Source organism: Chryseobacterium formosense (genome assembly GCF_900116415.1).
Classification (GTDB): domain Bacteria; phylum Bacteroidota; class Bacteroidia; order Flavobacteriales; family Weeksellaceae; genus Chryseobacterium; species Chryseobacterium formosense.
Map to the genome: position 1 here is coordinate 238593 of NZ_FPAP01000003.1, position 23435 is coordinate 262027.

At 34.6% G+C, this 23435-nt stretch carries 22 protein-coding genes; 13 read left to right on the forward strand and 9 right to left on the reverse strand.

The genetic code is table 11. From position 1 onward, the window contains the following. The first annotated feature begins 36 nt into the window (after positions 1–36). The 3 genes from BM371_RS12665 (at position 37) to BM371_RS12675 (ending at position 3644) form a co-directional block, all read left to right on the forward strand. On the forward strand, positions 37–2292 hold the full coding sequence (locus BM371_RS12665) for a TonB-dependent siderophore receptor (protein ID WP_034673457.1): 2256 nt from the start codon (positions 37–39) through the stop codon (positions 2290–2292). A gap of 86 nt (positions 2293–2378) precedes the next feature. After that, complete coding sequence (locus BM371_RS12670) at positions 2379–2894, forward strand: membrane protein (protein ID WP_034673455.1); 516 nt, start codon at positions 2379–2381, stop codon at positions 2892–2894. A 159-nt stretch (positions 2895–3053) separates the two neighbouring features. Further along, positions 3054–3644 (forward strand): hypothetical protein, encoded by a 591-nt coding sequence (locus BM371_RS12675; protein WP_034673453.1) that lies wholly within the window; start codon positions 3054–3056, stop codon positions 3642–3644. Between the two features lie 103 nt (positions 3645–3747). Here the strand turns inward: BM371_RS12675 and BM371_RS12680 are convergent, their stop codons facing one another. Beyond that, positions 3748–4383: a peroxiredoxin gene (locus BM371_RS12680; RefSeq protein WP_034673451.1), complete on the reverse strand. Its 636-nt coding sequence runs from the start codon at positions 4381–4383 to the stop codon at positions 3748–3750. Positions 4384–4482: 99 nt separating this feature from the next. Between BM371_RS12680 and BM371_RS12685 the strand changes: the two genes are divergently transcribed. After that, positions 4483–5361: a mechanosensitive ion channel family protein gene (locus BM371_RS12685; protein WP_034676959.1), complete on the forward strand. Its 879-nt coding sequence runs from the start codon at positions 4483–4485 to the stop codon at positions 5359–5361. Between the two features lie 63 nt (positions 5362–5424). On the opposite strand, the gene BM371_RS12690 is transcribed toward BM371_RS12685, so the two are convergent. After that, a complete protein-coding gene (locus BM371_RS12690) occupies positions 5425–7959 on the reverse strand; it encodes a phosphoenolpyruvate carboxylase (RefSeq protein ID WP_034673449.1) in 2535 nt (844 codons plus the stop codon). 129 nt (positions 7960–8088) lie between these two features. On the opposite strand from BM371_RS12690, the gene BM371_RS12695 reads away from it, so the two are divergent. The 9 genes from BM371_RS12695 to BM371_RS12735 all read left to right on the forward strand — a co-directional run bounded on the left by BM371_RS12695 (position 8089) and on the right by BM371_RS12735 (position 13473). Beyond that, positions 8089–8493: a membrane lipoprotein lipid attachment site-containing protein gene (locus BM371_RS12695; RefSeq protein WP_034673447.1), complete on the forward strand. Its 405-nt coding sequence runs from the start codon at positions 8089–8091 to the stop codon at positions 8491–8493. Between the two features lie 148 nt (positions 8494–8641). Further along, the gene (locus BM371_RS12700) at positions 8642–9055 is read left to right on the forward strand and encodes a hypothetical protein (RefSeq protein ID WP_034673446.1); all 414 of its coding nucleotides are present in this window, start codon (positions 8642–8644) and stop codon (positions 9053–9055) included. Between the two features lie 4 nt (positions 9056–9059). Beyond that, positions 9060–9314: a hypothetical protein gene (locus BM371_RS12705; protein WP_123947155.1), complete on the forward strand. Its 255-nt coding sequence runs from the start codon at positions 9060–9062 to the stop codon at positions 9312–9314. A gap of 17 nt (positions 9315–9331) precedes the next feature. Continuing rightward, positions 9332–9883: a WG repeat-containing protein gene (locus BM371_RS12710; RefSeq protein WP_051882547.1), complete on the forward strand. Its 552-nt coding sequence runs from the start codon at positions 9332–9334 to the stop codon at positions 9881–9883. 91 nt (positions 9884–9974) lie between these two features. Beyond that, positions 9975–11138, forward strand: a complete 1164-nt coding sequence (locus BM371_RS12715) for an iron-containing alcohol dehydrogenase (RefSeq protein WP_034673444.1) — start codon at positions 9975–9977, stop codon at positions 11136–11138. A gap of 178 nt (positions 11139–11316) precedes the next feature. Then, a complete protein-coding gene (locus tag BM371_RS12720; protein WP_034673442.1) occupies positions 11317–11775 on the forward strand; it encodes a lipocalin-like domain-containing protein in 459 nt (152 codons plus the stop codon). A gap of 62 nt (positions 11776–11837) precedes the next feature. Continuing rightward, the gene (locus tag BM371_RS12725) at positions 11838–12497 is read left to right on the forward strand and encodes a GDSL-type esterase/lipase family protein (RefSeq protein WP_034673440.1); all 660 of its coding nucleotides are present in this window, start codon (positions 11838–11840) and stop codon (positions 12495–12497) included. A gap of 3 nt (positions 12498–12500) precedes the next feature. Continuing rightward, positions 12501–12971, forward strand: a complete 471-nt coding sequence (locus BM371_RS12730; RefSeq protein WP_034673438.1) for a hypothetical protein — start codon at positions 12501–12503, stop codon at positions 12969–12971. A 58-nt stretch (positions 12972–13029) separates the two neighbouring features. Further along, on the forward strand, positions 13030–13473 hold the full coding sequence (locus BM371_RS12735) for a lipocalin family protein (protein WP_034673436.1): 444 nt from the start codon (positions 13030–13032) through the stop codon (positions 13471–13473). 32 nt (positions 13474–13505) lie between these two features. Here BM371_RS12735 and BM371_RS12740 read toward each other — a convergent pair whose 3' ends face one another. The 7 genes from BM371_RS12740 to purH form a co-directional block, all read right to left on the reverse strand. Further along, positions 13506–14858, reverse strand: coding sequence for a DEAD/DEAH box helicase (locus BM371_RS12740; RefSeq protein ID WP_034673434.1), 1353 nt, complete (start codon positions 14856–14858; stop codon positions 13506–13508). Positions 14859–15014: 156 nt separating this feature from the next. Then, on the reverse strand, positions 15015–16658 hold the full coding sequence (locus BM371_RS12745) for an ABC1 kinase family protein (protein ID WP_034673433.1): 1644 nt from the start codon (positions 16656–16658) through the stop codon (positions 15015–15017). A 346-nt stretch (positions 16659–17004) separates the two neighbouring features. Beyond that, positions 17005–17706 carry a hypothetical protein gene (locus BM371_RS12750; protein ID WP_034673431.1) on the reverse strand — a complete coding sequence of 234 codons (702 nt, stop codon included), beginning with the start codon at positions 17704–17706 and terminating at the stop codon, positions 17005–17007. Between the two features lie 67 nt (positions 17707–17773). Continuing rightward, positions 17774–18610 (reverse strand): prephenate dehydratase, encoded by an 837-nt coding sequence (gene pheA, locus BM371_RS12755; protein WP_034673430.1) that lies wholly within the window; start codon positions 18608–18610, stop codon positions 17774–17776. Between the two features lie 90 nt (positions 18611–18700). Then, positions 18701–20230, reverse strand: a complete 1530-nt coding sequence (gene guaA / locus BM371_RS12760; protein WP_034673428.1) for a glutamine-hydrolyzing GMP synthase — start codon at positions 20228–20230, stop codon at positions 18701–18703. Positions 20231–20548: 318 nt separating this feature from the next. Next, a complete protein-coding gene (gene purD / locus BM371_RS12765; protein WP_034673426.1) occupies positions 20549–21787 on the reverse strand; it encodes a phosphoribosylamine--glycine ligase in 1239 nt (412 codons plus the stop codon). An 89-nt stretch (positions 21788–21876) separates the two neighbouring features. Continuing rightward, positions 21877–23394: a bifunctional phosphoribosylaminoimidazolecarboxamide formyltransferase/IMP cyclohydrolase gene (gene purH / locus BM371_RS12770; RefSeq protein WP_034673424.1), complete on the reverse strand. Its 1518-nt coding sequence runs from the start codon at positions 23392–23394 to the stop codon at positions 21877–21879. Positions 23395–23435: the final 41 nt, after the last annotated feature.

The following is a 23435-nucleotide window of genomic DNA, read 5'->3' on the forward strand; positions in this document are numbered from 1 at the left end:
CATTTGCGCATTATTTAAAATCACTCTAAATAACTAATGAAAAAACAAATTACCACATTAGGTTTTCTGATTATTTCGATAACAATCGGTGCACAACTAAAAAACACAGAAAGAGACACAATCAGAATAGAAAACATTGAAAATGTAAATATCTATAAAACCGGGAATCCTAATAAGATTACCCCAACCTCTACTAAAACCAATTTTACGGTAATGGAAACTCCGCAGCCAATTGCCATAGTTTCCCATGATATTATTGAGCAGCAACAGGCAAAACAGCTAAGTGATGTACTGCAAAATGTAAACGGAATGTATGTTACTTCTTCCAGAGGAAATTCTCAGGATAGTTTCGGAGGACGTGGTTTCATTTTGGGTAATGATAATATGTTTAAAAACGGATCAAGAATCAACAGTGGTGTTTTTCCGGAAGTAAGCGGATTAGAAAGAGTGGAAGTTTTAAAAGGTGCGAATGCCATGCTTTACGGAAATACTGCTGCAGGAGGCGTGATCAACATGGTTACCAAAAAGCCGAAGTTTGATTTCGGAGGAAGCATTGGTTTGAATGCTGGAAGCTGGAACTCTTATAAACCAACCGTTGATATTTACGGACCGTTAACAAAAAATATTGCATTCAGAGTAAATGGAGCTTACGAATATGCTGAAAGTTTCAGAGACGTTGTACAATCTGAGAAATATTATTTTAATCCTTCTTTTCTTTTTAACTTGAGTGCGAAATCGCAATTAATTGTTGAAGCAGATTATCTTAAAAATAATTTCACACCCGATTTCGGAATCGGTGCAGTTGAAAACAAAGATAAAAGCTATTCCCTGAATACGGGATTAGGAAGAAATGTATTTCTGGGAACAGACTGGCAATACCAAGATGTTGAGCAGGTTTCTACCAACGTAACATTTAATCATCAGTTCGACGAAAAATGGTCGTTGAATTCTACCGTTTCTTATCAGAATTATACAAAAGATTATTTTTCTACAGAAAGAGTTCAGTGGGGTTACACGGCAAATCCTAACCGACTTTCATGGAACAGACCGTTAAACAGAACTTATAATGAGCAAAATTATACTTCAGCACAGGTGAACTTGAATGGTGAATTCAATACCGGAAGCATTAACCATAAAGTTTTGATCGGAGCTGATGCAGATTATGGTGTTGCTGATTCTTACACTTATTTTAATCCTGCCAATAATAAAAATTACGGTACTAATTATTTTTATGGAACAAACGGAGGAACAGATCTTCTTTATTTAGACAATCCTGCAACCTGGGCAAGCGGAAGTATGCCTGATTCTCAGAAATTGGAAAAAACACGAGTTAATACCAGAAGAATCGGAGTTTACGCTCAGGATTTTGTAAGTCTTACCAAAGAATTTAAAGTAATTGCAGGATTGCGTTGGTCTTACATTGAAAATATGCCGACATTAAATACCAAATTCAAAACAGGAGTAAAAAGCGAAGTAAACAATTCGGCAACTTCTGATCAGGCTGTTTCACCGAAAGTAGGTATTGTTTATAATCCTAATGAAAATCTTTCGGTATTTGCAACGTATACCAATTCTTTTGCAGCCAATACAGGATTAGATGCTTTCACCCTACAATCTTTAAAGCCATCAATGATAGACCAGTATGAAGTTGGTGCAAAGAAAAATATATGGAACAATGCACTTGCTGTAAACCTTTCTGTTTATCAGATTTCATATAGAGATTTTTATCAGGCATATGTAGATCCTGCAACCAATTTAGCATCCACCGACCCAAGAAATTTAAAAGAATTTGTCGGTAAAATGAGAAGCCGAGGAGTAGAACTGGATATTACAGGAAATCCTACAACTAATTTGTCTATTATCGGAGGATTTTCTTACAACAATTCTGTGTATTTAGATACTCCTGAAAAAGTTGGCTATGTTGAAAAACAGAGATTGGTAAGAACACCTGCAACAACTGCAAACCTATCTGTATTTTATACATTTACGAGAGGAATAAAAGGATTAAAAATCGGAGCCGGAGCTTATTATATCGGTGACAGACTTGCAGGTTGGAATGATACAAAAACCGGAGCCAACAGTTTAGCGACCAGAAACGGAGTCAGCAGATCTTTTGAGTTAAAAGATTTTACGACAGTTTCTATATCGGCAGGTTACGAATGGAAGAAATTCATGATTCAGGCGAAAGTCGGAAATTTATTTGATGTCGAAAATTACAATGTTCACGAAAACTATTCAGTAAATCCTATCACACCAAGAAATTACTATTTCACATTAACATACAAGCTTTAAATTATTATTAAAATAATTTTTCAGTTCAGAGTGGAAGTTGCAATTTTGCAGCTTTCACTTTTGAATTTTTACAACCTTTATTAAATATGGATAAAATTAAAGATACAAGAAGTTTCATGAGGATTACCCACCGTTATCTGGGGTATTTCATGGCAGGAATAATGGTAATCTATGCTTTGAGCGGAGTTTTACTGATCTACAGAGATACAGATTTTTTGAAGAGAGAAAAGATTTATGACAAAATAATCGCCAAAAACCTGTCTGAAAAAGAGCTTGAAAAAGAACTGAAGATCAAGAATTTTGAAATCATTAAAACTGAAAATAATATGGTTCAGTTCAAAGAAGGATCTTACAATTCTCTTACAGGAAAAGCACACTACACAAAAAAAGAACTTCCACTTTTTTTAGATAAAATGACCAAGCTTCATAAAGCAAAATCTGCTGATCGCTTGTCTCCGTTAAATGCATTTTTCGGGATCTGTTTATTTTTCTTTGTACTATCAAGTTTCTGGATGTTCAATCCTAAAAGTAAGCCTTTTAAAAGAGGAATTAAATTTGCCATTGCTGGTTTAGTGATATCTATCATACTTCTGTTGGTATAAATGTACTTCCTGATAATTATAACTGTACTTTTTATTTTTTTAATAATAAACTTATCTCAAATAAATGAAAAAATCTCCCTGAAATTAACTGAGTGGCACATTAATTGGATTTCAGTTTTCATCAAAAATAATAAACATTAATTATTAAAATTATAAATTATGAAAAAGTTAATCTTTACAGGAATATTAGCTATCGCAGGTTTAGCTACTACAGCAAATGCACAGATCCAAAAAGGTAACTGGATGGTAGGAAGTAGCTTGCTTTCAAGTAATTTCGGTTTAAATACAGGAGCTGGATATGATATTAAACTTCAACCGAGAGCAGCTTATTTTGTAGAAGATAATGTTGCTGTTGGGGGATATGTTACTTTAGGATTTTCAAAACCGGGAGCAGGACAATCTACACAGTTTGATTACGGAGTTGGAGCTTTAGGTCGTTACTTCCTTTCTCCGGGTGAAAAAGGAGTTGATAATTTATTAAACCATGGTCGTTGGTTCTTCGAAGGTAACGTAGGTGTTGGAGGTTTCAATGTTGAAAACGGTATTTCTACTACAGGTTTAGATTTCGGAGTGGGTCCTGGTTATTCATACTTCATCACACCAAATATCGGTGTTGAAGGATTGGTAAAATATAATGGGGTAACAGGTTTTGGTAATGAAGGACTTACTTCAAGAATCAGTTTTAATGTTGGTTTCAGTATTTACTTGCCAACTTCAAAAGCTAAAGACGTTGCAAACGACGTAAGATAAGGATAAACTATTATCATAATAAACTACAAAAGCGGTTCAGAAAATTTCTGAGCCGCTTTTTCAATTAAAACTAAACTATATATAATAAATAAAAAATCTAAGCCTATTTATTGGGTTGCGGTGTATATCGCAAATAAGGTTTTATTTCGGTAACCCCTTTCGGGAAAATATTTTTGGCATCTTCTGTAGAAATTGCAGGTGGAATAATGACGTCATCACCATCATTCCAGTTTACGGGAGTTGCGATTTTATGAGAATCTACCAATTGTAATGAGTCTAAAACTCTATTGATCTCATTAAAATTTCTTCCTGTAGAAGCAGGATAAGTAATGATTAATCTAACTTTTTTCTCAGGATCAATAATCAATAAAGAACGAACAGTTGCCGTTGCAGAAGCATTTGGGTGAATAAAATCATAAAGCTCTGAAACTTTTCTGTCTTTATCTGCAATGATCGGAAATTTCACTTCCGTGTTCTGAGTTTCATTAATATCTTCAATCCATTTTTTATGATCTTCTACTCCATCTACACTCAAAGCAATCACTTTCGTATTCTTCTTTTCAAAATCAGCCTGTAATTTTGAAGTAAAACCTAACTCTGTCGTACAAACCGGAGTAAAATCTGCAGGATGAGAAAACAAAATTCCCCAGGAGTTTCCTAAATATTCATAAAAATCAATATTTCCTATTGTTGAATCTGCCTGAAAGTTGGGTGCGGTATCTCCTAGTTTGATTGACATAATATTTTGTTTTATTAGTCTACAAATTTAATAGACTTTTTGTAACTGGCAAAATTTTTGCTTAAAAAAAATCTTAAAATAAAAATTTATTTCACATTTATGGAAAATGGCTGGAGTTATATTGATACGGTTTACAAAGTATTAGAAAACTGGTATTTTGCTTTTGCGAAGATTACCCCAAAACTTGTAGTAGGAATTCTGGTTTTCAGTTTTTTCTTAATAACAAGTAAATACCTGAGTAAGCTTGCAGTGAAAATCATGCACAAAGTATTTCCCAAGAGCAGAAATGAAGGTTCGGTTTTAACGATAATCGGTGTTTTCAGATTTATCATTATTCTGATGGGAACTTTTATCGCCCTTGAAATTATGGGATTCAGCGGTTTTCTGTGGAAATTTATCGGAAGTTTAGGAGTTGCAGGGGTTATTGCGGGAGTCGCTTTGAAAGATCTTGTTTCCAGTATTTTTTCAGGAATGTTGATTGGCATTGATAAAGCTTTTAAAGTAGGTGATTATATTATTCTCGGAAACAACTCAGGAACAGTGATGGATATTGGTTTTCTGACAACAAAAATTATCAGTGATGACGGAAAGAAGGTATATATTCCGAACCAGGTGATTTTTAATGCTCCGTTCTCAAATATTACAGCATCACCGCAAAGAAAAATCATTTTAGACTTTGAAATACCGGCAGATGAAGATATTGCAAAAGCACAAGAGGGAATTTTAGATGTAATTAAAAATCTTGACAATATTGATCGCATAGAAACTTCTGAAGTAATTTTCACAAGCTTAAAGCAGGGAATTTTCACCCTACAGGCAAAATTCTGGATTGCTGTAGGTTCTAATATGGTTCATATAAAAAGTGAAGCATTGATGAAAATAAAACAACGGCTGGATAAAGACGGAATTCCTTTGGTAACACCGACCAGCATAAATTTGATTAGTCAAAATAATGATCAGCAAATTGCTAAGGATTAGTTCGAAAGTTAAAAATCCGTCTCAGCTTTGGCCGAGACGGATTTTTTTATGTTGTTTAATTTTTTAAGCCGAATTTCTGCTTGCGTTGATATTTCCAAACAATGACCGTGTCACCAGTTTTTCATACGCTTCTTTGTTACCTTCGCCCTTCTGAATCTTCATCAAAGCATATTGCTGAATACTCAATAAAGGCAAAACAATGCGCTCACGGATCTTAACAGATTTTCTGGAAAGCGGATCTTCCTGCTGAAGTAATTTAAATCCGGTCAATTCCAACATAATATCTTTAGAAAGTGAATATTCATCAAATAAAACATTCCAGAAAGCCCCGAATTTCGGATTATCCTTTATATAATAGGTCAGCGGAAAATACGTTTTATTCATACTCATCATCGAGTTTAAAACAAGTGTTTTAAAGAAGTCTGAACCTTTGTAAAGTTCTCTTACTTCTTCAAATCTTCCCTGCTCTTTCATCTCCTGCATTGCAAATCCGAAACCGAAAAAACCGGGAACATTTTGCTTCAACTGAGACCATGACCCCACAAATGGAATTGCACGGAGATCTTCAAACTTCAGCTCATTACCACCTCCTCTTTTTGAAGGGCGGCTTCCGATATTTGTTTTTCCGTAATATTCGAGGGTACTCATTTCCTGAAGATAAGGAACGAACATCGGATGCGCTTTTAAATCTGAATATTTCTGATAGCTGATTTCAGCTAATTCTATGATTAAAGCTCTTTCTTTTTCCGTTAAATCTTTTTTGGAATTTTTGAAAACATCATTTTCTATTCCGGCCGTCAGAAGCTGTTCAAAATTGTATTTCGCCTGTTCTTTATTTCCGAAAATACTTGTAATCGTTTGCCCCTGAATGGTAAGTTCAATTTTATTATTGGCAATTGTTTTTCCCTGGGAAGCGTAGAAATCATGGGTTTTCCCACCACCTCTTGCAGGCGGACCGCCTCTTCCGTCAAAGAAAATGACTTTAATTCCGTTTTCTTCTGATAATTTGGTTAAAACTTCTTTTGCTTTATAAATTTCCCAGTTCGCCTTCAGATAACCGCCATCTTTTGTCCCGTCTGAGAAGCCAAGCATAATGGTCTGTTGATTTCCTCTTCTTTCCAAATGTTTTTTGTAAATAGGATTCTGATATAATTCGTTCATTACATTTTCAGCATTTGCAAGACCTTCCATTGTTTCAAAGAGCGGAACAATATCCATATTGATTTCCTCGTCATGATAACCGCAAATTTTAAAAAATGCATACACATTCATCACATCTTTTACCGCATCGGAATTGGAGATAATGTAACGATTCATACCTCTCAATCCGTTCAGTTGCTGAATTTCTGAAACCTGAGAAACCGTCAGTAAAGTATCTTTTACAATATCTTCAAAATCATCAGGATTCACTTTTTCTGAGGTTTGAATTAATTGGTTAAATTTATCTTCAAAAGATGAATTGCTATTCCCATTAAGCTTTTCAAAAACCGTATCGATCACTTTCTGATGAATTCTGCTGTCTTGTCTTACATCTAAAGTTGCAAAGTGAGTTCCGAAGATTTTCACACGATCCTTAAAATCAAGCAACACCTCGATAAATAATGAATTATGCTGTTCTACTAGAATCTTCTCTGCTTCTTCAATTCTATTTATGATATCGTCTGCTGTTATTTTTTCACTTCTGAAAATAGCCGAATACAGCTCATTGCTTAGCTTGGTTAAAACATCAGAAACCCCTCTGAAACTCAATCTTCTTCTAACCGATTTCAAATGGTTATAATATGCTTTCAAAATGGCCGAATGAAGCTCTTCTGCCACTCTTTTTGTAACATCTGCCGTTACAAACGGGTTTCCGTCGCGGTCACCTCCCGGCCAGAATCCAAGCTGGATCAGATCTTCATGCAGACGAAAGTGATCATTATTGAATGTTGATTTTATTTTGGTGAAAAGTTCACCAATCGAATCATAATACACATATCTCAGATAATAAATGATGCTCATTGCTTCATCAATCGGAGTGGGTTTTTCTTTATTAACAAAAGGAGTTTTTCCCAACTGTTGTAAAAGTGCATCAATGTTCGTAATTGAATCGGTCGTTATTGCATTTCTCAGATCATGCAAAATTCTCTGAACGGAATTCGGATAAAACTGAGTAGGATGTGCCGTAAAAACAACTTTCACAGAGAAATCCTTCAGTTTTTCACGTACTTTCTCAAGCTTGTGGTCGTGATATGATCTTTCGTAAAGATTGATAACCGTTCCGCTGTCACTTTCTGAATGGAGATTAGGAAATGCCGCATCTTCAATACTATCAAACAAAACTACCTGTCTTTCAATATATTGAATAATTTTAAAAAGCAATTCAAGCTTTTGCTCCTCAGTTTCTAAATCAGTGTGATTTTTAAAAAATTCTTCGACAATTTCTACCGGAGTTTTTCCCTGATCGTAACCAATTTTACTTTCTTCACAGAGAAACGGAAGCAACATCCCGATATTCGTCATTTTATCATAAGGAAGGCTCATAAATAATGAATTGTAGATCTGGAACTTATTTTCCACGATCTGCCTGAATTTTTCTGCGCGTTTGTCGTGTATCATATAACAAATGTGGGAATTTTACAGGTAAATAACAATAAGAATTTAAAACAAATATTAAATTATTGCATTAATATTAATTAATTTTGGGAATAACTCTCGTTAGCAATCATATAATAAAGCATCAATCCTATGAAAAAAATATTTGCTTTCTTTTTAATCACTATTCTTCTCACTGCTTGTGGCACAGAATGCTACAATCCACCACTACCAATCGTTTTCGAGTTTGTTGATTCTAATGGTGAAAATCTTATCACAAACGGAACACTTACCACTTATACCATTAATGAAGAAAATCAGACAGGAGTACAGCTCAGCAAAACTGATGATGATAAAGTTCTTCTGGAAAACGTGGGCGCTTACAATGGTACAAAAAATTATAACTTCTTTTCTAATATCAAAAATTTTGACTTTTCAATAGAATCGTCAGAATTTAAAGGAGGTTGCGATGGCTATCAAATCAATAAACTGACATTTACCGGGATTGCCATTGATGTGATTGATTCAAACGGATATTATAAGATTGTACTGCAATAATTTTATTTATGAAATAATTTATACCTTAATAAGAGCGATTTAATAACAAAATAAGATCAATATTTTTTCAATATTAAGGGAATTTTAATTTAAAAATTCCCTTATTTTTTTGTATTTTCGTAAGATTCAAATACAAAATATCCAGATTATGCTCAAGAAAGTCATGCTGTTGCTGTGTTTTTTCTTATTTTTTATTTCATGCAAGAAAGATTGCTACACTGCTCCGGAAAAGGTTGTTTTTGAATTTGTGAATAGTTCTGGAGAAAATCTTATTGAAAACAATCAGCTTGGTAGTTTTGCCATACAGGAAGATGCAGGAAACGGGAATTATACCGGGATACCTCTTACAAAAACAGCTGATTATAAGGTAATTGTTGAAAAAATAGGATCTTACAACGGAACCAAACATTATCAATTTGCTTCAGGCATCAAATTATTTGATTTTTCAGTTCAATCTTCGTCTGTGACAACAGATTGCGACGGCTTTCAGATTGATGAGATTTATTTTGAAAATGTAACAGCTACAAAAGAAAACGGATATTATAGAATTGTATTGGATTAAAATGATGAAAGCAAATAAATTATCAGAACGAAGTTTGGAAGAGTTAGAATCTAAGAAAAAAATGATTCAGGGTGCAGCAATAGGAATTGGTATCGTAATGCTCATTGCCTGTTTCATACTTTTTTATTTTGCGGTAATTACAGGTAATTTTGCGCTGATTGCTGTAGCGTTTGGCAGCTTTTTTACTTTGATGCCCACCTTGATGATTCTCAACCAAATCAATGCTGAAATTAAATCCCGAAAATCTAAATATTTGTAAATAAAAATTCATTCACCATGAAAAAACTTATTTTATTTTCCATTTTCGCATTCTTTACATCCCAAATGAATGCTCAGTATAAAAAGATTTACTCGTATGGTGATTATAAAGAAAACTGGGCTTTGGTAAAAACAGATTCAGGAAATTATGGTTTTGTCGATCAAAACAAAAAGCAGATTGTATCTCCGATCTATTCAAAAATTGAAAAGTTTGGAAAAATTCACCCTGATTTTGCAGTTGTGAAATCAGTTACCGGACTCTATGGTTTAATTGATAAATCCGGTAATTTGGTAACACCCGCAGAATATGATAAAATAGAAGTTTTTGGCAATATTCATCCTAACTTGGCAGTTGTAAAATCAATTGCAGGGCTTTACGGATTCATTGATAACAAAGGGAAGGAAATCGCCCGCCCGCTTTATCTTAAAATCGGAAAATTTGGTGAAATCACAAAAGATTTAGCCTTGGTAGAAAATTATACACATGGTTTCGGGATGATCGACACCAACGGAAAAGAGGTTTTGCCAACTACTTATACTTTAAATGAAATCAAAGCAAAATATCAATAGTTTGCATAAAATTAAATCATTCAAATTTTAAAATTTTATTAACTCAGATTTTGTGAATGTCTTCTTACATTTGATAAAAATAAATTAGACAATGCTTAATTTCGAGTTTAAAAATCCGACAAAAATACTTTTCGGAAAAGGTGAAATTGCTAAAATTTCAAAAGAAATCCCAACTGATGCAAAAATTCTAATGATCTATGGCGGCGGAAGTATTAAGAGCAACGGCGTTTATGATCAGGTAAAAGAAGCTTTAAAAGATCATCAGTTATATGAATTTGGTGGAGTTCCTGCCAATCCTGAATATGAGGTTCTTATCGATGCTTTACGGTACATTAAAGAAAATAATATAACTTATCTTCTTGCCGTAGGAGGCGGATCTGTGATTGACGGCGTAAAATTTCTTTCAGCAGCAGCAAATTACGATGGAGAACCATGGGAAATTCTTAAAAAATCTGTAAGAACTTTTGAAGGAGAAGGAATGCCTTTCGGAACGGTTTTAACCTTACCGGCTACAGGTTCTGAGATGAATTCCGGATATGTAATTTCTAGAAGAGAAACTAATGAAAAGTTATCTTCTGGCGGACCCGGATTGTTTCCGCAGTTTTCAGTTTTGGATCCGGAGGTTATAAGATCAATTCCTAAAAAACAAATTGCCAATGGAATTGCTGATGCTTACACTCATGTTTTGGAACAGTATATGACCGCACCTTCTTCTGCTGATCTTCAGGAAAGAATTGCCGAAAGTATTTTGATAAGTCTTGAGAATGCCGCTCCAAAAGTGATGGCTGAAGAATTTGATTATGATGCCGCAGCCAATTTCATGTGGTGTTGTACAATGGCTTTAAACGGATTGATTCAGAAAGGAGTAATCACCGATTGGGCTGTTCATGCAATGGGACACGAATTAACCGCCTATTACGGAATCGATCATGCAAGAACTTTAGCCGTGATTGCACCATCGCATTACCGTTATAATTTTGAAACAAAAAAAGGTAAACTGGCGCAATATGCAGAAAGAGTCTGGGGAATTTCGGAAGGCAGCACAGAAGATAAAGCAGAACAGGCGATTACAAAGCTGGAAGAATTCTTCCATAGTTTAAATATTCAAACTAAGCTTTCAGATTACACCAAAGATTTTACAGGAACAGCTGAACGCGTTGAAAAAGCCTTCACAGAAAGAAATTGGGTTGGTTTGGGTGAATATAAAAAACTTACCCCGCAAGATGCTTATAAAATTGTTGAAATGAGTTATTAGTCGACAGATGATGCTTGATAAATGTTAAATTACAGAGTTTACAAACAATATCTGATGTTAATCTTCCTACATCAAACAGAAATTTATCTTTTATCTAAAATTTAGCTTAAAAAACCTCAATTTCATTACTGATATTACAAATTTATTTATATTTTAGCACATTCTTAAATTTGTGAAAATGAAAAAACACCTACTTTTATTTGCCTTTTCTGCATTAGCATTAACATCATGTGAAGATGACGACGTTCAGGGATATGAATTGGATATGCTAAAAGGTGAATGGAAAACTGTAAAAACTGAAGTAATTTCCGGAGCTGACAATAAAACGGTTATCAATACCATGATTCCATCAGGTTGCGAAACAAAAAACACTGTCGAGTTCAGAACAGATTATTATCTTTCTTACAACGCTTTTACAGGAGTGGGTGCAAACTGCAACAGTACAAAAACTGAAGGTACATACAGCTATGACAGCGAAAAGAAAGTGCTTGTAACGAAATTCGATAATGATAACGAAAGACCTTACCAAGTAATTATCCTAAGCAATTCTGAACTGAAAACAATGACGATGAGCGACAATATCGATCAGGACGGAGATCTGGTAATAGATTACACGTACACAACGTACAAAAGATAAACGAGACTCCCGGTAATTCCGGGAGTTTTTTATTATCTTTATTCCTTTAAAATTTAGAAACAATGAAGAAGATTTTTTCAGTATTATTACTGATTTTCGCATGTACCCTGATTTTCTCTCAGGAAAAAAAGCCAATGTTCTGGCAAGATATTCAGGATTTCAAAAAACTTGATCAGGAAACTCCACCACCACAAAACTCAATTCTTTTATTAGGAAGTTCATCTTTCACCAAATGGCAGGATGTTTCAGATTATTTTCCAGGTAAAGTTATTATCAACAGAGGATTTGGAGGTTCAAGATTAACGGATCTTAATTACTTTTCAGAAGATCTGCTAAAACCTTATCAGCCCAAACAGATTATTGTCTATTGCGGGGAAAACGATTTTGCTGATGATGCCAAACTCAAAGCAGATGTTGTCGTAGAACGATTCAAAACATTCTACAAAAAAATCCGTGAGAAGTTTCCGAATATTCAGGTGGACTATATTTCGATAAAATATTCTCCGAGCAGAGAACATCTTTGGCCACAGATGAAAGAAGCCAACAAAAAGATCGCAAAGTTTATGAAAAAAGAAAAAAATGCTGATTTCATAGACATTACCAAAGTGATGAACGATGCAAACGGAAATATCAGAAAAGATCTTTTCGTAGAAGATATGCTGCATATGACTCCTGAAGGTTATCAACTTTGGACTTCAGTGATGAATCCATATATGAAATAAAATATGGATCGCCCCTCGAGAAATACCCCCATTTTTAAAAAAGCTGAAGAAATTTACAAAGCTTTAAAAACCATTACTGATCTCATTCCTGAAGACAATGAGTATTTGAAAGATGTAAAAATGAATCTTTTAGGAGACAGCATGGTGATGATGGCTAAAATTTCCGGTGCCGAAGCCGTAAAGCTTTATGATATTAAAATGGAAAATGCAGCTATTATAAGAAAAGCGGCACGAGATATTTTGGTAGGTGGAAATACTCTGGAAATGTTTGGTTTTGAAGATGCCAAATATTATACAATTGTGCGTGATCTGGTAGAAGAATTTAAAATACTTTTTGCTGAATGGGTGGAAGGTTTTAATCCCAAACATTTTATTGTAGACGGTTGGGGACTTTTTAATCCACCTGGAATTTCAAGAGATTATATACAGCGCGACGATGAACTTAATTTTCTTTACGAAGATGATGATGAATAATTAAAAATTCACATTTATTGGATAAAATTTCATTTATTTGTACTTCAAAAAATTTATTATGAAAAAGTTTTTTTTATTTGCCATTATTTCTTCAGGATTTGTTTTTAATTCTTGTTCCAATGATGATGACGATCAAACTGAAGAGTTTTCAATCGTAGGAGTATGGCATCCTTCAAGGGAAATCGTAGTTTCGGGAAATAACGGAGTTACACTATCAAATACATCTTATTCAGGATGTTATTCAACAAGTACATTTGATTTTAAATCGAATAATACTTTGGTTTCGAACATATTTGAATTAAATACAAGTGATAATTGTGTAAGCACAGGTATAGATACGGTTCCTTATACTTATGATCATAATGCAAAAAAATTAGTGATTGAGGGTGAAGATATTGAAATCGTAAGCCGTACAGTAAATGAACTACAAATAGTGAGTGAATATGACGACAGAAATGGTGACGGTATAGATGATAAAGTCATTTTTGTTTTAGCAAGATAAAAAAAACACTTCCAAATGGAAGTGTTTTTTGTTTATTTTTTTCTCTTAGATTTCGAAATCGCTTTTTGTTGCGCTCTGTTGGCTCCGAATTTCTTAGGAGCTTTTCTTTTAGAAGGGCCACCCCAGTTTTCTTTTTTGTTTTTATCCTTTTTCTCATGGAAAGCACCGCCTCCATCAAAAAGTTTTACCTGAGCCGGATTTTTCATCACGATCTGATCTTCTTCAGCTGCGATTTTCTTAGGATTAATTTTCACTGTTTCAGGGAAGTTAACATAAGCCAATTCCTTATCCATCAATAATTCTATATCCAGTGCTAAAGTTTCTTCTTTCTTTGTCACGAAAGTGATTGCTTTACCATCTTTATCTGCTCTACCTGTTCTACCGATTCTGTGAATGTACTGTTCCGGAACTTCAGGTGTTTCGAAGTTGACTACGTGTGTAATATCTGAAATATCCAAACCTCTCGCCATTACATCAGTGGTAATCAAACCTTTGATTTCTTCATTTTCAAAGCGTTTCATTGCTTTTAAACGATAATTCTGAGACTTGTTGGAGTGAATCACATCAAACTGTTCAGGAAAGATCTCATCGATTTTGGTAAATAAAAGATCTGCATGTTTTTTATTATTCGCAAAAATCAAAACCTTCGACATCTCTTCATTGCTCTTCAGTAAATGCTCAAGCAAATTAATCTTAGTATTAAAATTCTCAACTTTTATAGCAGTCTGCTCAATTTTCTCAAGTGGAGTTCCCGATTTTGCGAGTGAAATTTCAATAGGTCCTGCAAAATATTGATCGAGCATATCATCAACAGCTTCCGTCATCGTTGCCGAGAAAAGAATATTTTGTCTTTTATCTCGCATCATTTCGAAAATATGTGTTAACTGCGGTCTGAAGCCCAGATTCAACATTTCGTCAAACTCATCGATGATTAATTTCTGAACTTCTTTTAACGAAATTGCGTTATCAATCGCCAAATCCATGATTCTACCGGGAGTTCCTACCAAAATATCGCAGCCATTATTAAATAATAATTTTTGTGTGTTGATATTTTTTCCACCATAGATCCCTATTACTCTTGCAGTAAGATTTTCTGTAAGTTTTTCTACGATTTCAGTTACCTGAACCACTAATTCTCTTGTAGGAACTAAAACAACAACCGTAGGATTTCCACTTTTGTTGTACTTCCAGGTCTTTAAAACCGGTAATAAATACGCTAATGTTTTACCCGTTCCCGTCTGTGCAATTCCCATTACATCTCTGCCCGAAAGAATCGGACCAATACTTTTTTCCTGAATCGGTGTAGGCTCAAATAAATTTAAATCTGCTAAAACATCAAGAACTTTAACCGGAAGGTCAAAATCTGCAAAAGTGAGTTTTTCCATTTTGCAAAGATAGGTAATTAAATTTTGTGTTTTAAGCAGGAAGATGGATGTAAGGAGATGGAAGTCTTTACAGATGTTTTAATTTTAAGTTTGTCATTCCGTAGGAATCTAAGCTAACCTCTCTCTTGTAAACTTATAAAGAAGATTTTACAAATTTCATTTGCGCGAAACTCTCAACAAAATAATTATTAAAAGTATAATCGAAAACAAAAACCCTAAAACCGCCACCAAAGACATTTCGCCAATTCTCGGCCCCGATTCCGAAACAAAAACAATTGCCGTTGCAATCATATTTGCTCCCAAAACCATTGCTAAAATCAGATTCACAATACTTGACTTGATTAACTGATTGGTCTTTTCAATATTTTTAATTTCACTGGAAATCGTAAAACTGTTATCATCCAGCTTCTGCAGAACAGAACGTAATTCTTTGGGAATTTCATCAACGTTATCCGTGAAAGCCAACACCTTTTCCATTCCTGTTTTTAGGAGTTTTTTAGGGCTGATTTTCTTGGTAAACATTTTTTTCGTGTACGGATGAAGGCTTTTTACAATGTCTAAATCCGGATTAATGGTTCTACCTACACCTTCGATTAAGCCGATTCCTTTAAATAGAAGATAAAAATAATCAGGCATATACAGTCTGTTATCTTTCAGAACGTCTTTCATTTTATTGATAATCACATTCGGATCAATATCTTTTAAAGAAGTGCTGTGAACGAAATTTAAAACTTCTTCCACATCATTTTCAAATCTTCTTTCATCCGGAATTTCATAGCTTACTGCCATTTTTTTCAGATAACGAACAATTTTATTGGAATTTTTTGCAACAAAAGCCACAATCAGACTTTCAAGAATTTCTTTATCATTTGGCTGAATTTTTCCAACTGCACCGAAATCGATAAAAACTACTTTTCCATCTTTTTTAACCAAAATATTTCCGGCATGCGGATCTGCATGGAAAAATCCGTAGTCCAAAATCTGAGAAACAAACAATTGTAAACCTCTTTCAGAAATCACAACAGGATCGATACCGTGTTTCAGCAGTTCTTCTTTATCGGTTACTTTTATTCCGTCGATAAATTCCATGCACAACACATTGTTGTTGGAAAATTCATCGTAGATTTTCGGAACGTAAGTTTCTTTATTGTTTTTAAAATTTAAAGCAAACTGATGGATGTTGTTTCTCTCATTAACCAAAGAAACTTCTTCAAGCAAAGACTTTTCAAAGGTTGAAATTGCCTGTTTTAAATTTAATTTAGAACCAATTTCAGAATAGGTTGAAATCAATTTAACCAGATCTTTGATCAGCAACAAATCATCCTCAATCACCGATAAAACATCAGGTTTTTTAATTTTTAAAATAATTTCATCGCCGTTAATCAAAGTAGCTTTGTAAACCTGCGCAATGGATGCGGTCGCCAAAGGTTTTGGGTTGATTTCTAAAAAATGTTCTTTTGGAATAATATTGAATTCATTTTCAAGAATTTCTTCAACATTCATTTCCACCACTTCTACTCTATCCTGCAGCTTTTGAAGTTCCTGAATCAGTTCCGGTGGAAGCAGATCTTCACGATTGCTGAATGTCTGTCCGAGCTTCACAAAAGTTGGCCCCAATTCTTCCAAAGCAAGACGGATGCGTTCGTAAACAGTTCCTTTTGAAATAATTTCATCAGATTGCACAAAATTTTCTTCCGGTTTTTTGCCCATTCTGGCAATCATATCTTTGAAACCGTATTTACTTAAAACGGAAATCAGTTTTGCCGATCTTTTTAGTTTTCGTTGCTGCTTGTCGAACATATTTTATAAGAGTAAATTGAACTGCAAAGTACGCTCAAAAATCATTCCTATTGAAATTTTTAGTATTGGATTCCGATATTTTAATCAATGCGTTTGTATATTTTTAAAGATGTTTTAAGCGAACGATAGTTGTTCTTTGTTATGTGAAATCGGAAAGTAAAACATAGTCAAATTCCATTATTAATCTTAAAAAAGAATCTATCTAAAAACTTTGTCTTTCTTAACGATTAAAAAAACGCAAGGACAAACAAAGGTTCTGTAATCTATTTTCTGAATTAAGTTAAACAAAGGCGTTTCACTTATCTCCGAAATACAAAATTTAAAATTATAACGAGTTTCAATCGATCTATATCACTTTAAAAACTGTCAACAACAAAATCAAAGTTTGCCAACCCAAAATCAAATAGAAAAATAGTCTGCTTGGTTCGGAAATATCTTTTAGTTTATCAATGATTTTATTCTTCAAAATCTCAGTAAAACTAACATTTTCATTTCTAAAATCAATTTCATCAAGTTCAACTTTCTTGAAACCGTAACTGATGATTTTCTTGAACCATTTATTTTCTTTAGAATCTCTTATTTCCTGTAAAATTTTTAACTGAAGCTTAGCTTTATCTGTCCCTTTCTGAAATAGTTGTGGCTGATTGGCTTTTACTTTATTTAAAATCCTGTCAATCATCGGGAAAAGTAATTGTTCCCCTTTATCAGCAATCAGTCTGTTGATGGTACGAAACATTACATATTTATTTCCCAATGTAAATAAAAGAAATGGACCACCTAAGATTGTGATGAGGCTTAACCCAAAAGAAATTGGTCGTGCTGCAAACAGTACTAAAACAGCAGCTTGTCCGTTTGTATGAACAGGGCCGCCTCCATTATTAAAAGTCTTGCTGATGATTACAACAATTGTTATAATGCATAAAATAGCTATTGCAATCTGACCGAAAAGGTTGATTTTCAGAAAACTCAATGTCGCACGACTCAGAAGTTTGGCAGCATATTTTACTTCATCACTTATTGTATTTTTTGATTTTAATTTATCTATCATCTGTGAAAATTTAGAAGATGTAAATTAAAAAAAATTTAGCAATTATCGCATATTGAGCCACTCTAAATTACTCTGAGAAAGCATATTCATTATAATGACCTAAAAATTTCACATTAGAACCCAACGAAATAATCTCATCGATGGCATTTTGTGACAGAACATGATGCCATTCACTGGCAACGTTGATAAAGAAAAAGTAATTTCCTAAACCGGTTTTCAGAGTGCGGCTTTCAATTTTTGAGAGGTTCATTTTTCGCCATGCAAATACAGATAAAACCTGATGAAGACCTCCCGCATGATCTTCGGGAAGTGTGATAATTAAAGAGGTTTTCTCAGAAGTTTTTGGTAAATCGAGATTTAAATTTTCCTTACTTTTTGAAATCACAATAAATTTGGTGTGATTCTGCTCAAAATCCTGAATGTTTTCATGAATGATTTTCAAACCATATAGTTTTGCAGAATATCGATTCGCAATTGCCGCCCATTTTTCTTGTGGGTTTTCAGAAACCAACTTCGCTGAAGCTGCTGTAGAACTGAAATCCTGAGACGGAATATCTTTAAAATGATCATATCTGAAATGGAAAGTCTGCGCCAAAGCTTGTGGGTGCGAAATGACTTTTTCGAAAGTTTCGTTATCAGGGTGAATCATTAAATGATGTGCAATCGGCATAATTAACTCTGTTTCAATAAATACCTCAAAATCATAGAGATAATCGAGTGTCATCGAAACCGTTCCTTCAATAGAATTTTCTAAAGGAACAACGGCTTTATCAACTTCATTGTTTTTCACTGCATTGAAACAATCTAAGATACTCGACTGAGGAACCAATTCTTCATTCGGAAAAATCTGAGATGCTGCCAATTGCGTGAAACTTGCTTTTGGACCGAGGTATGCTATTTTCATAAGGCAAATGTAGAAAATATTTAACATTTAACATGAAAACAAAAAATCCCGCCAAAGGCAGGATTTTATATTTAAAATTCAAAGGCAAAATTATTCCCACTCAATCGTTGCAGGTGGTTTGCTTGAAATATCGTATGCTACTCTGTTGATACCTCTTACTTCGTTGATGATTCTGCTTGAAACCGTATCTAAAAACTCATAAGGAAGTCTGCTCCATGTTGCTGTCATGAAGTCGATGGTATTTGCAGAACGAACTACCGCTGTGTATTCGTACGTTCTTTCGTCACCCATTACTCCTACAGATTTTACCGGAAGTAAAACTACGAAAGCCTGAGAAACTTTTTCATACAAATCGTTTTTGTACAATTCTTCAATGAAAATATCGTCAGCTTCCTGTAAAATTCTCACTTTTTCAGCATCAACTGCACCCAAAACTCTGATTCCTAAACCTGGACCAGGGAAAGGATGTCTGTGTACCAAATGATGAGGAATACCTAGTTCTTCACCTACTTTTCTTACTTCATCCTTGAATAATTCTCTCAAAGGCTCAAGCAACTCGAATTCCATATCTTCAGGAAGTCCACCTACGTTGTGGTGAGATTTGATTACTGCTGAAGGTCCGTTTACCGACTGACTTTCAATTACATCAGGATAAATTGTTCCTTGTGCTAAGAATTTTGCTCCTTCAATTTTATGAGATTCTTCATCAAAAACATGAATGAATTCGTTTCCGATAATTTTTCTTTTTGTTTCGGGATCATCAACTCCGGCTAATTTTGAAAGGAATCTCTCTTTAGCATCAACCAGTTTAATGTTCATATGGAAATGTTCTCCATAATTATTCATCACTTTTTTATCTTCGTCTTTTCTTAAAAGTCCAGTATCAACGAAAATACAAGTCAATTGATCACCAATCGCCTTATGAATTAAAACGGCAGCTACAGAAGAATCTACTCCTCCTGAAAGTCCTAGGATTACTTTTTGATCACCTACTCTTTCACGGATTTCTTCAACTGTTTTTTCGATATAGTTGGTCAGTTTCCAGTTTTTCTCTGCATCACAAATTCCGAAAACGAAATTCTCCAACATTTTGCCTCCTTCTTCAGTATGAGAAACTTCCGGGTGAAACTGTACACAATAGATTTTTTTATCTTCATTTGACATCGAAGCGATAACTCCCGATGTTGCGTTTAATTCAAAACCTGCAGGTAATTCTCCCACTTCATCGAAGTGGCTCATCCAGACAATAGAATTGTTGGTAACACCTTTTAATAAAGAAGATTCTTTTACGATTTCTAAGTGTGCCTTTCCGTATTCTCCTTTTACTCCTTTATGTACTTTACCGCCTAAAAGGTGTGCTGTGAGCTGCATTCCGTAACAAATTCCCAACACAGGAATTCCCTGTTCGTATAATTCTTTTTGAACTAAGTGAGCGTTTTCTGCATTTACAGAACTTGGCCCACCAGAAAGGATAATTCCTCTCGGTTGTTTCTCTAAAATTGTTTCTAAAGGTGTATTGAAAGGCAAAATTTCGGAATATACCCCCATCTCGCGGATTCTTCTTCCGATAAGCTGGTTGTACTGTGAACCGAAATCTAATATGATAATACCGTTGTTCATTTTTATTATTGATAAATGATGATTGATAATTGATGAGTTTTTTTTAATGATTTTAAAGAGTTAGTTTTCAAGCGTTTTGTCATTCCGTAGGAATCCAAGCTCTTCAAATTTTATCATCACTGCAAAGATTTCTACGGAGTGAAAAAATTGTGTTTATTAAAATCAAGTCAACTCAAATATATTTTAAATTAATCTTAAGTTTTGGCTAAAGCCAAATTTGTGTCACTTTTTTTGAAATCGGGCTAAAGCCCGATCCTATTGATGAAACCTTTATAAAAAAAGACCTGGATTGCTCCAAATCTTTTTTCGTGATTTATATTAAAACTTTCCGATGTCTTCTCTGTAGAAGCCGTAGTCAAAATGTACGTGACTTGCATCTTCATACACTTTTTTACGAGCATCGTCATAAGTTGCTCCTGTTGCAACGATATTCAGAACTCTACCACCGTTTGAAACTACTTTATCGCCTTTTTTGATTGCTCCTGCATATAAAAGCTGACTGTGTCTTACTTTTTCTTCGCCAGTAATCTCAAAACCAATTTCGATGTTTCTTGGATAACCTCCTGAACACATTACCAGACAAACTGCTTTTTCGTCCTTGAATTTGAGTTCGATGTCTTTTCCGTTCATACAGTCGGTGATAACATCCAACAGATTATTTTCCATCAATGCCATTAAAACCTGAGTTTCAGGATCACCGAATCTCATGTTGTATTCTAAAAGATAGGTGCCGTTTTTGGTAATCATCAAACCAAAGAATATCATTCCTTTGAATGTGAATCCTTCAGCTTTTAGACCTTTTACGGTTGGCTCAAGAATATTTTTTTCGAAATCTGCGTAATGCTCTGAATTAAATTCAGGACTTGGAGCTACTGAACCCATACCTCCTGTATTTGGTCCTGTATCGCCATTACCTACTTTTTTATAATCTTTTGCAGCAATACACGGGAAAAGTTTTTCACCGTTAGAGAATGCAATAATTGATGCTTCAAAACCTTCAAGATGTTCTTCGATAACCAAACGGATTCCTGCATCACCATAGATTCTTCTGATCATGAAATCGTGTACCGTAGCTTCTGCTTCTTCTAAAGTTTCGCAGATGACAACACCTTTTCCGCCTGCAAGACCGCTCGCTTTGATCACCAAAGGATATTCCTGAGTCTGGATGTATTCTTTAGCTTCAGGATAAGAATCAAATACTACAGCTTTTGCTGTTTTAATATCATAGGTTTGCATAAATTTCTTAGAGAAAGCCTTACTTCCTTCAAGACTTGCCACTTTCTGGTTTGGCCCGAAAACTTTAAGATCATGTTTCTTAAATTCGTCTTTCAAACCTGCAACAAGCGGAGCTTCAGGACCTACGATCGTAAGATCTACCTTCTCCTTAATTGCAAAATCTCTCAGTTCTTTAATCTCTGATAAATGAACATTTTTCCCAATCTTGTCGGTAGTCGCATTTCCGTTAGCAAAAAACATATGACTCACTCTTGAATCTTTTTGAAGTTTCGCTGCCAAAGCAGATTCTCTTCCACCTTCACCTATGATTAATATTCTCATACTTTATTTATTATCTAGTCTAACTCTACAAATATATAATTTTGAATGCTATAAATACAATCTCTAATTATTTTTTAATTCTATTTTAATTAGTGGAAGAAATGTCTGATCCCGGTAAACATCATCGGAATCTTGTGCTCATTAGCAGCTTCAATGCTGTCCTGATCTTTTACACTTCCACCCGGCTGAATAATCGCCGTAATACCTTCCTGAGCGCAAAAATCTACCACATCACGGAAAGGAAAAAATGCGTCTGAAGCCAAAACCAAATCTCCTGAAAATTTTTCTTTTGCTCTTTCGATCGCCTGTTGAGTAGCCCAGATTCTGTTTACCTGGCCACCTCCGATTCCGAAAGCCTGAATTCCGTTGGAAACTACAATTGCATTAGATTTTACATATTTTACTACTCTCTGAGAGAATAACAATGCTTTTTTCTGCTCTTCTGTAGGCTGAGTTTCAGTTACGACTTTAATATCGTCTGAGAAGATGCTGTCGTTGTCCTGAACTAAGATTCCACCATCAACTTTTACCCAAGTTTGCTTATCTGAAACAGGGTTAACGATTTTTATAATTCTTAAATTCTTTTTCTTTCTTAAAATTTCTAAAGCTTCCTCATCAAAGTCAGGAGCCATAACGATTTCCAGGAAAGTTTTGTTTAGTTCTTCAGCTGTTGCAGCATCGATTTTGTAGTTCATTGCAACAATTCCGCCAAAGATAGATACAGGATCACACTCGAAAGTTTTTGTGTATGTTTCCAATGCTGAAGTTCCGATCGCAACTCCACAAGGTGTAGAGTGTTTTACTGCACAACAAGCCATTTCTTCTTTGAATTCAGTTACCACTTTCCAGCAAAGATCCATATCACGAAGATTATTGAAAGACAATTCTTTACCTCCCAACTGTTCGAAATCTTTCATTGCCCCGTTTTCGAAAGTTGAAGCATAATAAGCTGCCGTCTGATGAGGGTTTTCACCGTATCTAAGGTCAGCTACTTTTTTGTAAGAAGCACTTAAATATGTCGGATATTCTTCATCCAAAAGCATTCTTGAAATCGCTGCATCATAAGCAGAAGTAAGATTGAATACTTTTCCTGCCAATCTTTTACGGGTTTCGATGAATGTGTCACCGTTTTGCTCCATTTCGATTTTTACTTTTGCATAATCTTCCACATCCGTAATTACCGTCACAGAATCAAAGTTTTTCGCTGCAGAACGAAGCATTGAAGGACCTCCGATGTCGATAAATTCTACCTTTTCGTGAAGAGAAATGTCTTTGTTTACATTTTCAAAGAAAGGGTAAAGATTTACAATTACCATGTCAATCAGACCAATTCCGTGTTCCTGAACTGTTTTCATGTGCTCTTCGTTTGAACGAACTGCCAACAATCCACCGTGAACTTTCGGGTGTAATGTTTTCACTCTTCCGTCCAACATCTCAGGGAAATTGGTAACCTCATCAATCTGAATTGGATTTAAACCAGCGTCTTTCAAATGTTTGAACGTCCCTCCTGTAGAAATCAATTCATAGTTCTGGGCTTCCAAAAACTGTGCGAATTCGATCAATCCGCTCTTGTCAGAAACACTGATTAAAGCTCTCTTTTTGCTCATTTTACTTTCGATTTTTTTACTTTTTACAGCTATTTCAAACT

What these genes read in the sequence shown, in the direction of transcription:
- BM371_RS12665 (WP_034673457.1), top strand. Translation starts at nt 37, where the DNA reads ATGAAAAAACAAATTACCACATTAGGTTTTCTGATTATTTCGATAACA.
- BM371_RS12670 (WP_034673455.1), top strand. Translation starts at nt 2,379, where the DNA reads ATGGATAAAATTAAAGATACAAGAAGTTTCATGAGGATTACCCACCGT.
- BM371_RS12675 (WP_034673453.1), top strand. Translation starts at nt 3,054, where the DNA reads ATGAAAAAGTTAATCTTTACAGGAATATTAGCTATCGCAGGTTTAGCT.
- BM371_RS12680 (WP_034673451.1), bottom strand. Translation starts at nt 4,383, where the DNA reads ATGTCAATCAAACTAGGAGATACCGCACCCAACTTTCAGGCAGATTCA.
- BM371_RS12685 (WP_034676959.1), top strand. Translation starts at nt 4,483, where the DNA reads ATGGAAAATGGCTGGAGTTATATTGATACGGTTTACAAAGTATTAGAA.
- BM371_RS12690 (WP_034673449.1), bottom strand. Translation starts at nt 7,959, where the DNA reads ATGATACACGACAAACGCGCAGAAAAATTCAGGCAGATCGTGGAAAAT.
- BM371_RS12695 (WP_034673447.1), top strand. Translation starts at nt 8,089, where the DNA reads ATGAAAAAAATATTTGCTTTCTTTTTAATCACTATTCTTCTCACTGCT.
- BM371_RS12700 (WP_034673446.1), top strand. Translation starts at nt 8,642, where the DNA reads ATGCTCAAGAAAGTCATGCTGTTGCTGTGTTTTTTCTTATTTTTTATT.
- BM371_RS12705 (WP_123947155.1), top strand. Translation starts at nt 9,060, where the DNA reads ATGAAAGCAAATAAATTATCAGAACGAAGTTTGGAAGAGTTAGAATCT.
- BM371_RS12710 (WP_051882547.1), top strand. Translation starts at nt 9,332, where the DNA reads ATGAAAAAACTTATTTTATTTTCCATTTTCGCATTCTTTACATCCCAA.
- BM371_RS12715 (WP_034673444.1), top strand. Translation starts at nt 9,975, where the DNA reads ATGCTTAATTTCGAGTTTAAAAATCCGACAAAAATACTTTTCGGAAAA.
- BM371_RS12720 (WP_034673442.1), top strand. Translation starts at nt 11,317, where the DNA reads ATGAAAAAACACCTACTTTTATTTGCCTTTTCTGCATTAGCATTAACA.
- BM371_RS12725 (WP_034673440.1), top strand. Translation starts at nt 11,838, where the DNA reads ATGAAGAAGATTTTTTCAGTATTATTACTGATTTTCGCATGTACCCTG.
- BM371_RS12730 (WP_034673438.1), top strand. Translation starts at nt 12,501, where the DNA reads ATGGATCGCCCCTCGAGAAATACCCCCATTTTTAAAAAAGCTGAAGAA.
- BM371_RS12735 (WP_034673436.1), top strand. Translation starts at nt 13,030, where the DNA reads ATGAAAAAGTTTTTTTTATTTGCCATTATTTCTTCAGGATTTGTTTTT.
- BM371_RS12740 (WP_034673434.1), bottom strand. Translation starts at nt 14,858, where the DNA reads ATGGAAAAACTCACTTTTGCAGATTTTGACCTTCCGGTTAAAGTTCTT.
- BM371_RS12745 (WP_034673433.1), bottom strand. Translation starts at nt 16,658, where the DNA reads ATGTTCGACAAGCAGCAACGAAAACTAAAAAGATCGGCAAAACTGATT.
- BM371_RS12750 (WP_034673431.1), bottom strand. Translation starts at nt 17,706, where the DNA reads ATGATAGATAAATTAAAATCAAAAAATACAATAAGTGATGAAGTAAAA.
- pheA (WP_034673430.1), bottom strand. Translation starts at nt 18,610, where the DNA reads ATGAAAATAGCATACCTCGGTCCAAAAGCAAGTTTCACGCAATTGGCA.
- guaA (WP_034673428.1), bottom strand. Translation starts at nt 20,230, where the DNA reads ATGAACAACGGTATTATCATATTAGATTTCGGTTCACAGTACAACCAG.
- purD (WP_034673426.1), bottom strand. Translation starts at nt 21,787, where the DNA reads ATGAGAATATTAATCATAGGTGAAGGTGGAAGAGAATCTGCTTTGGCA.
- purH (WP_034673424.1), bottom strand. Translation starts at nt 23,394, where the DNA reads ATGAGCAAAAAGAGAGCTTTAATCAGTGTTTCTGACAAGAGCGGATTG.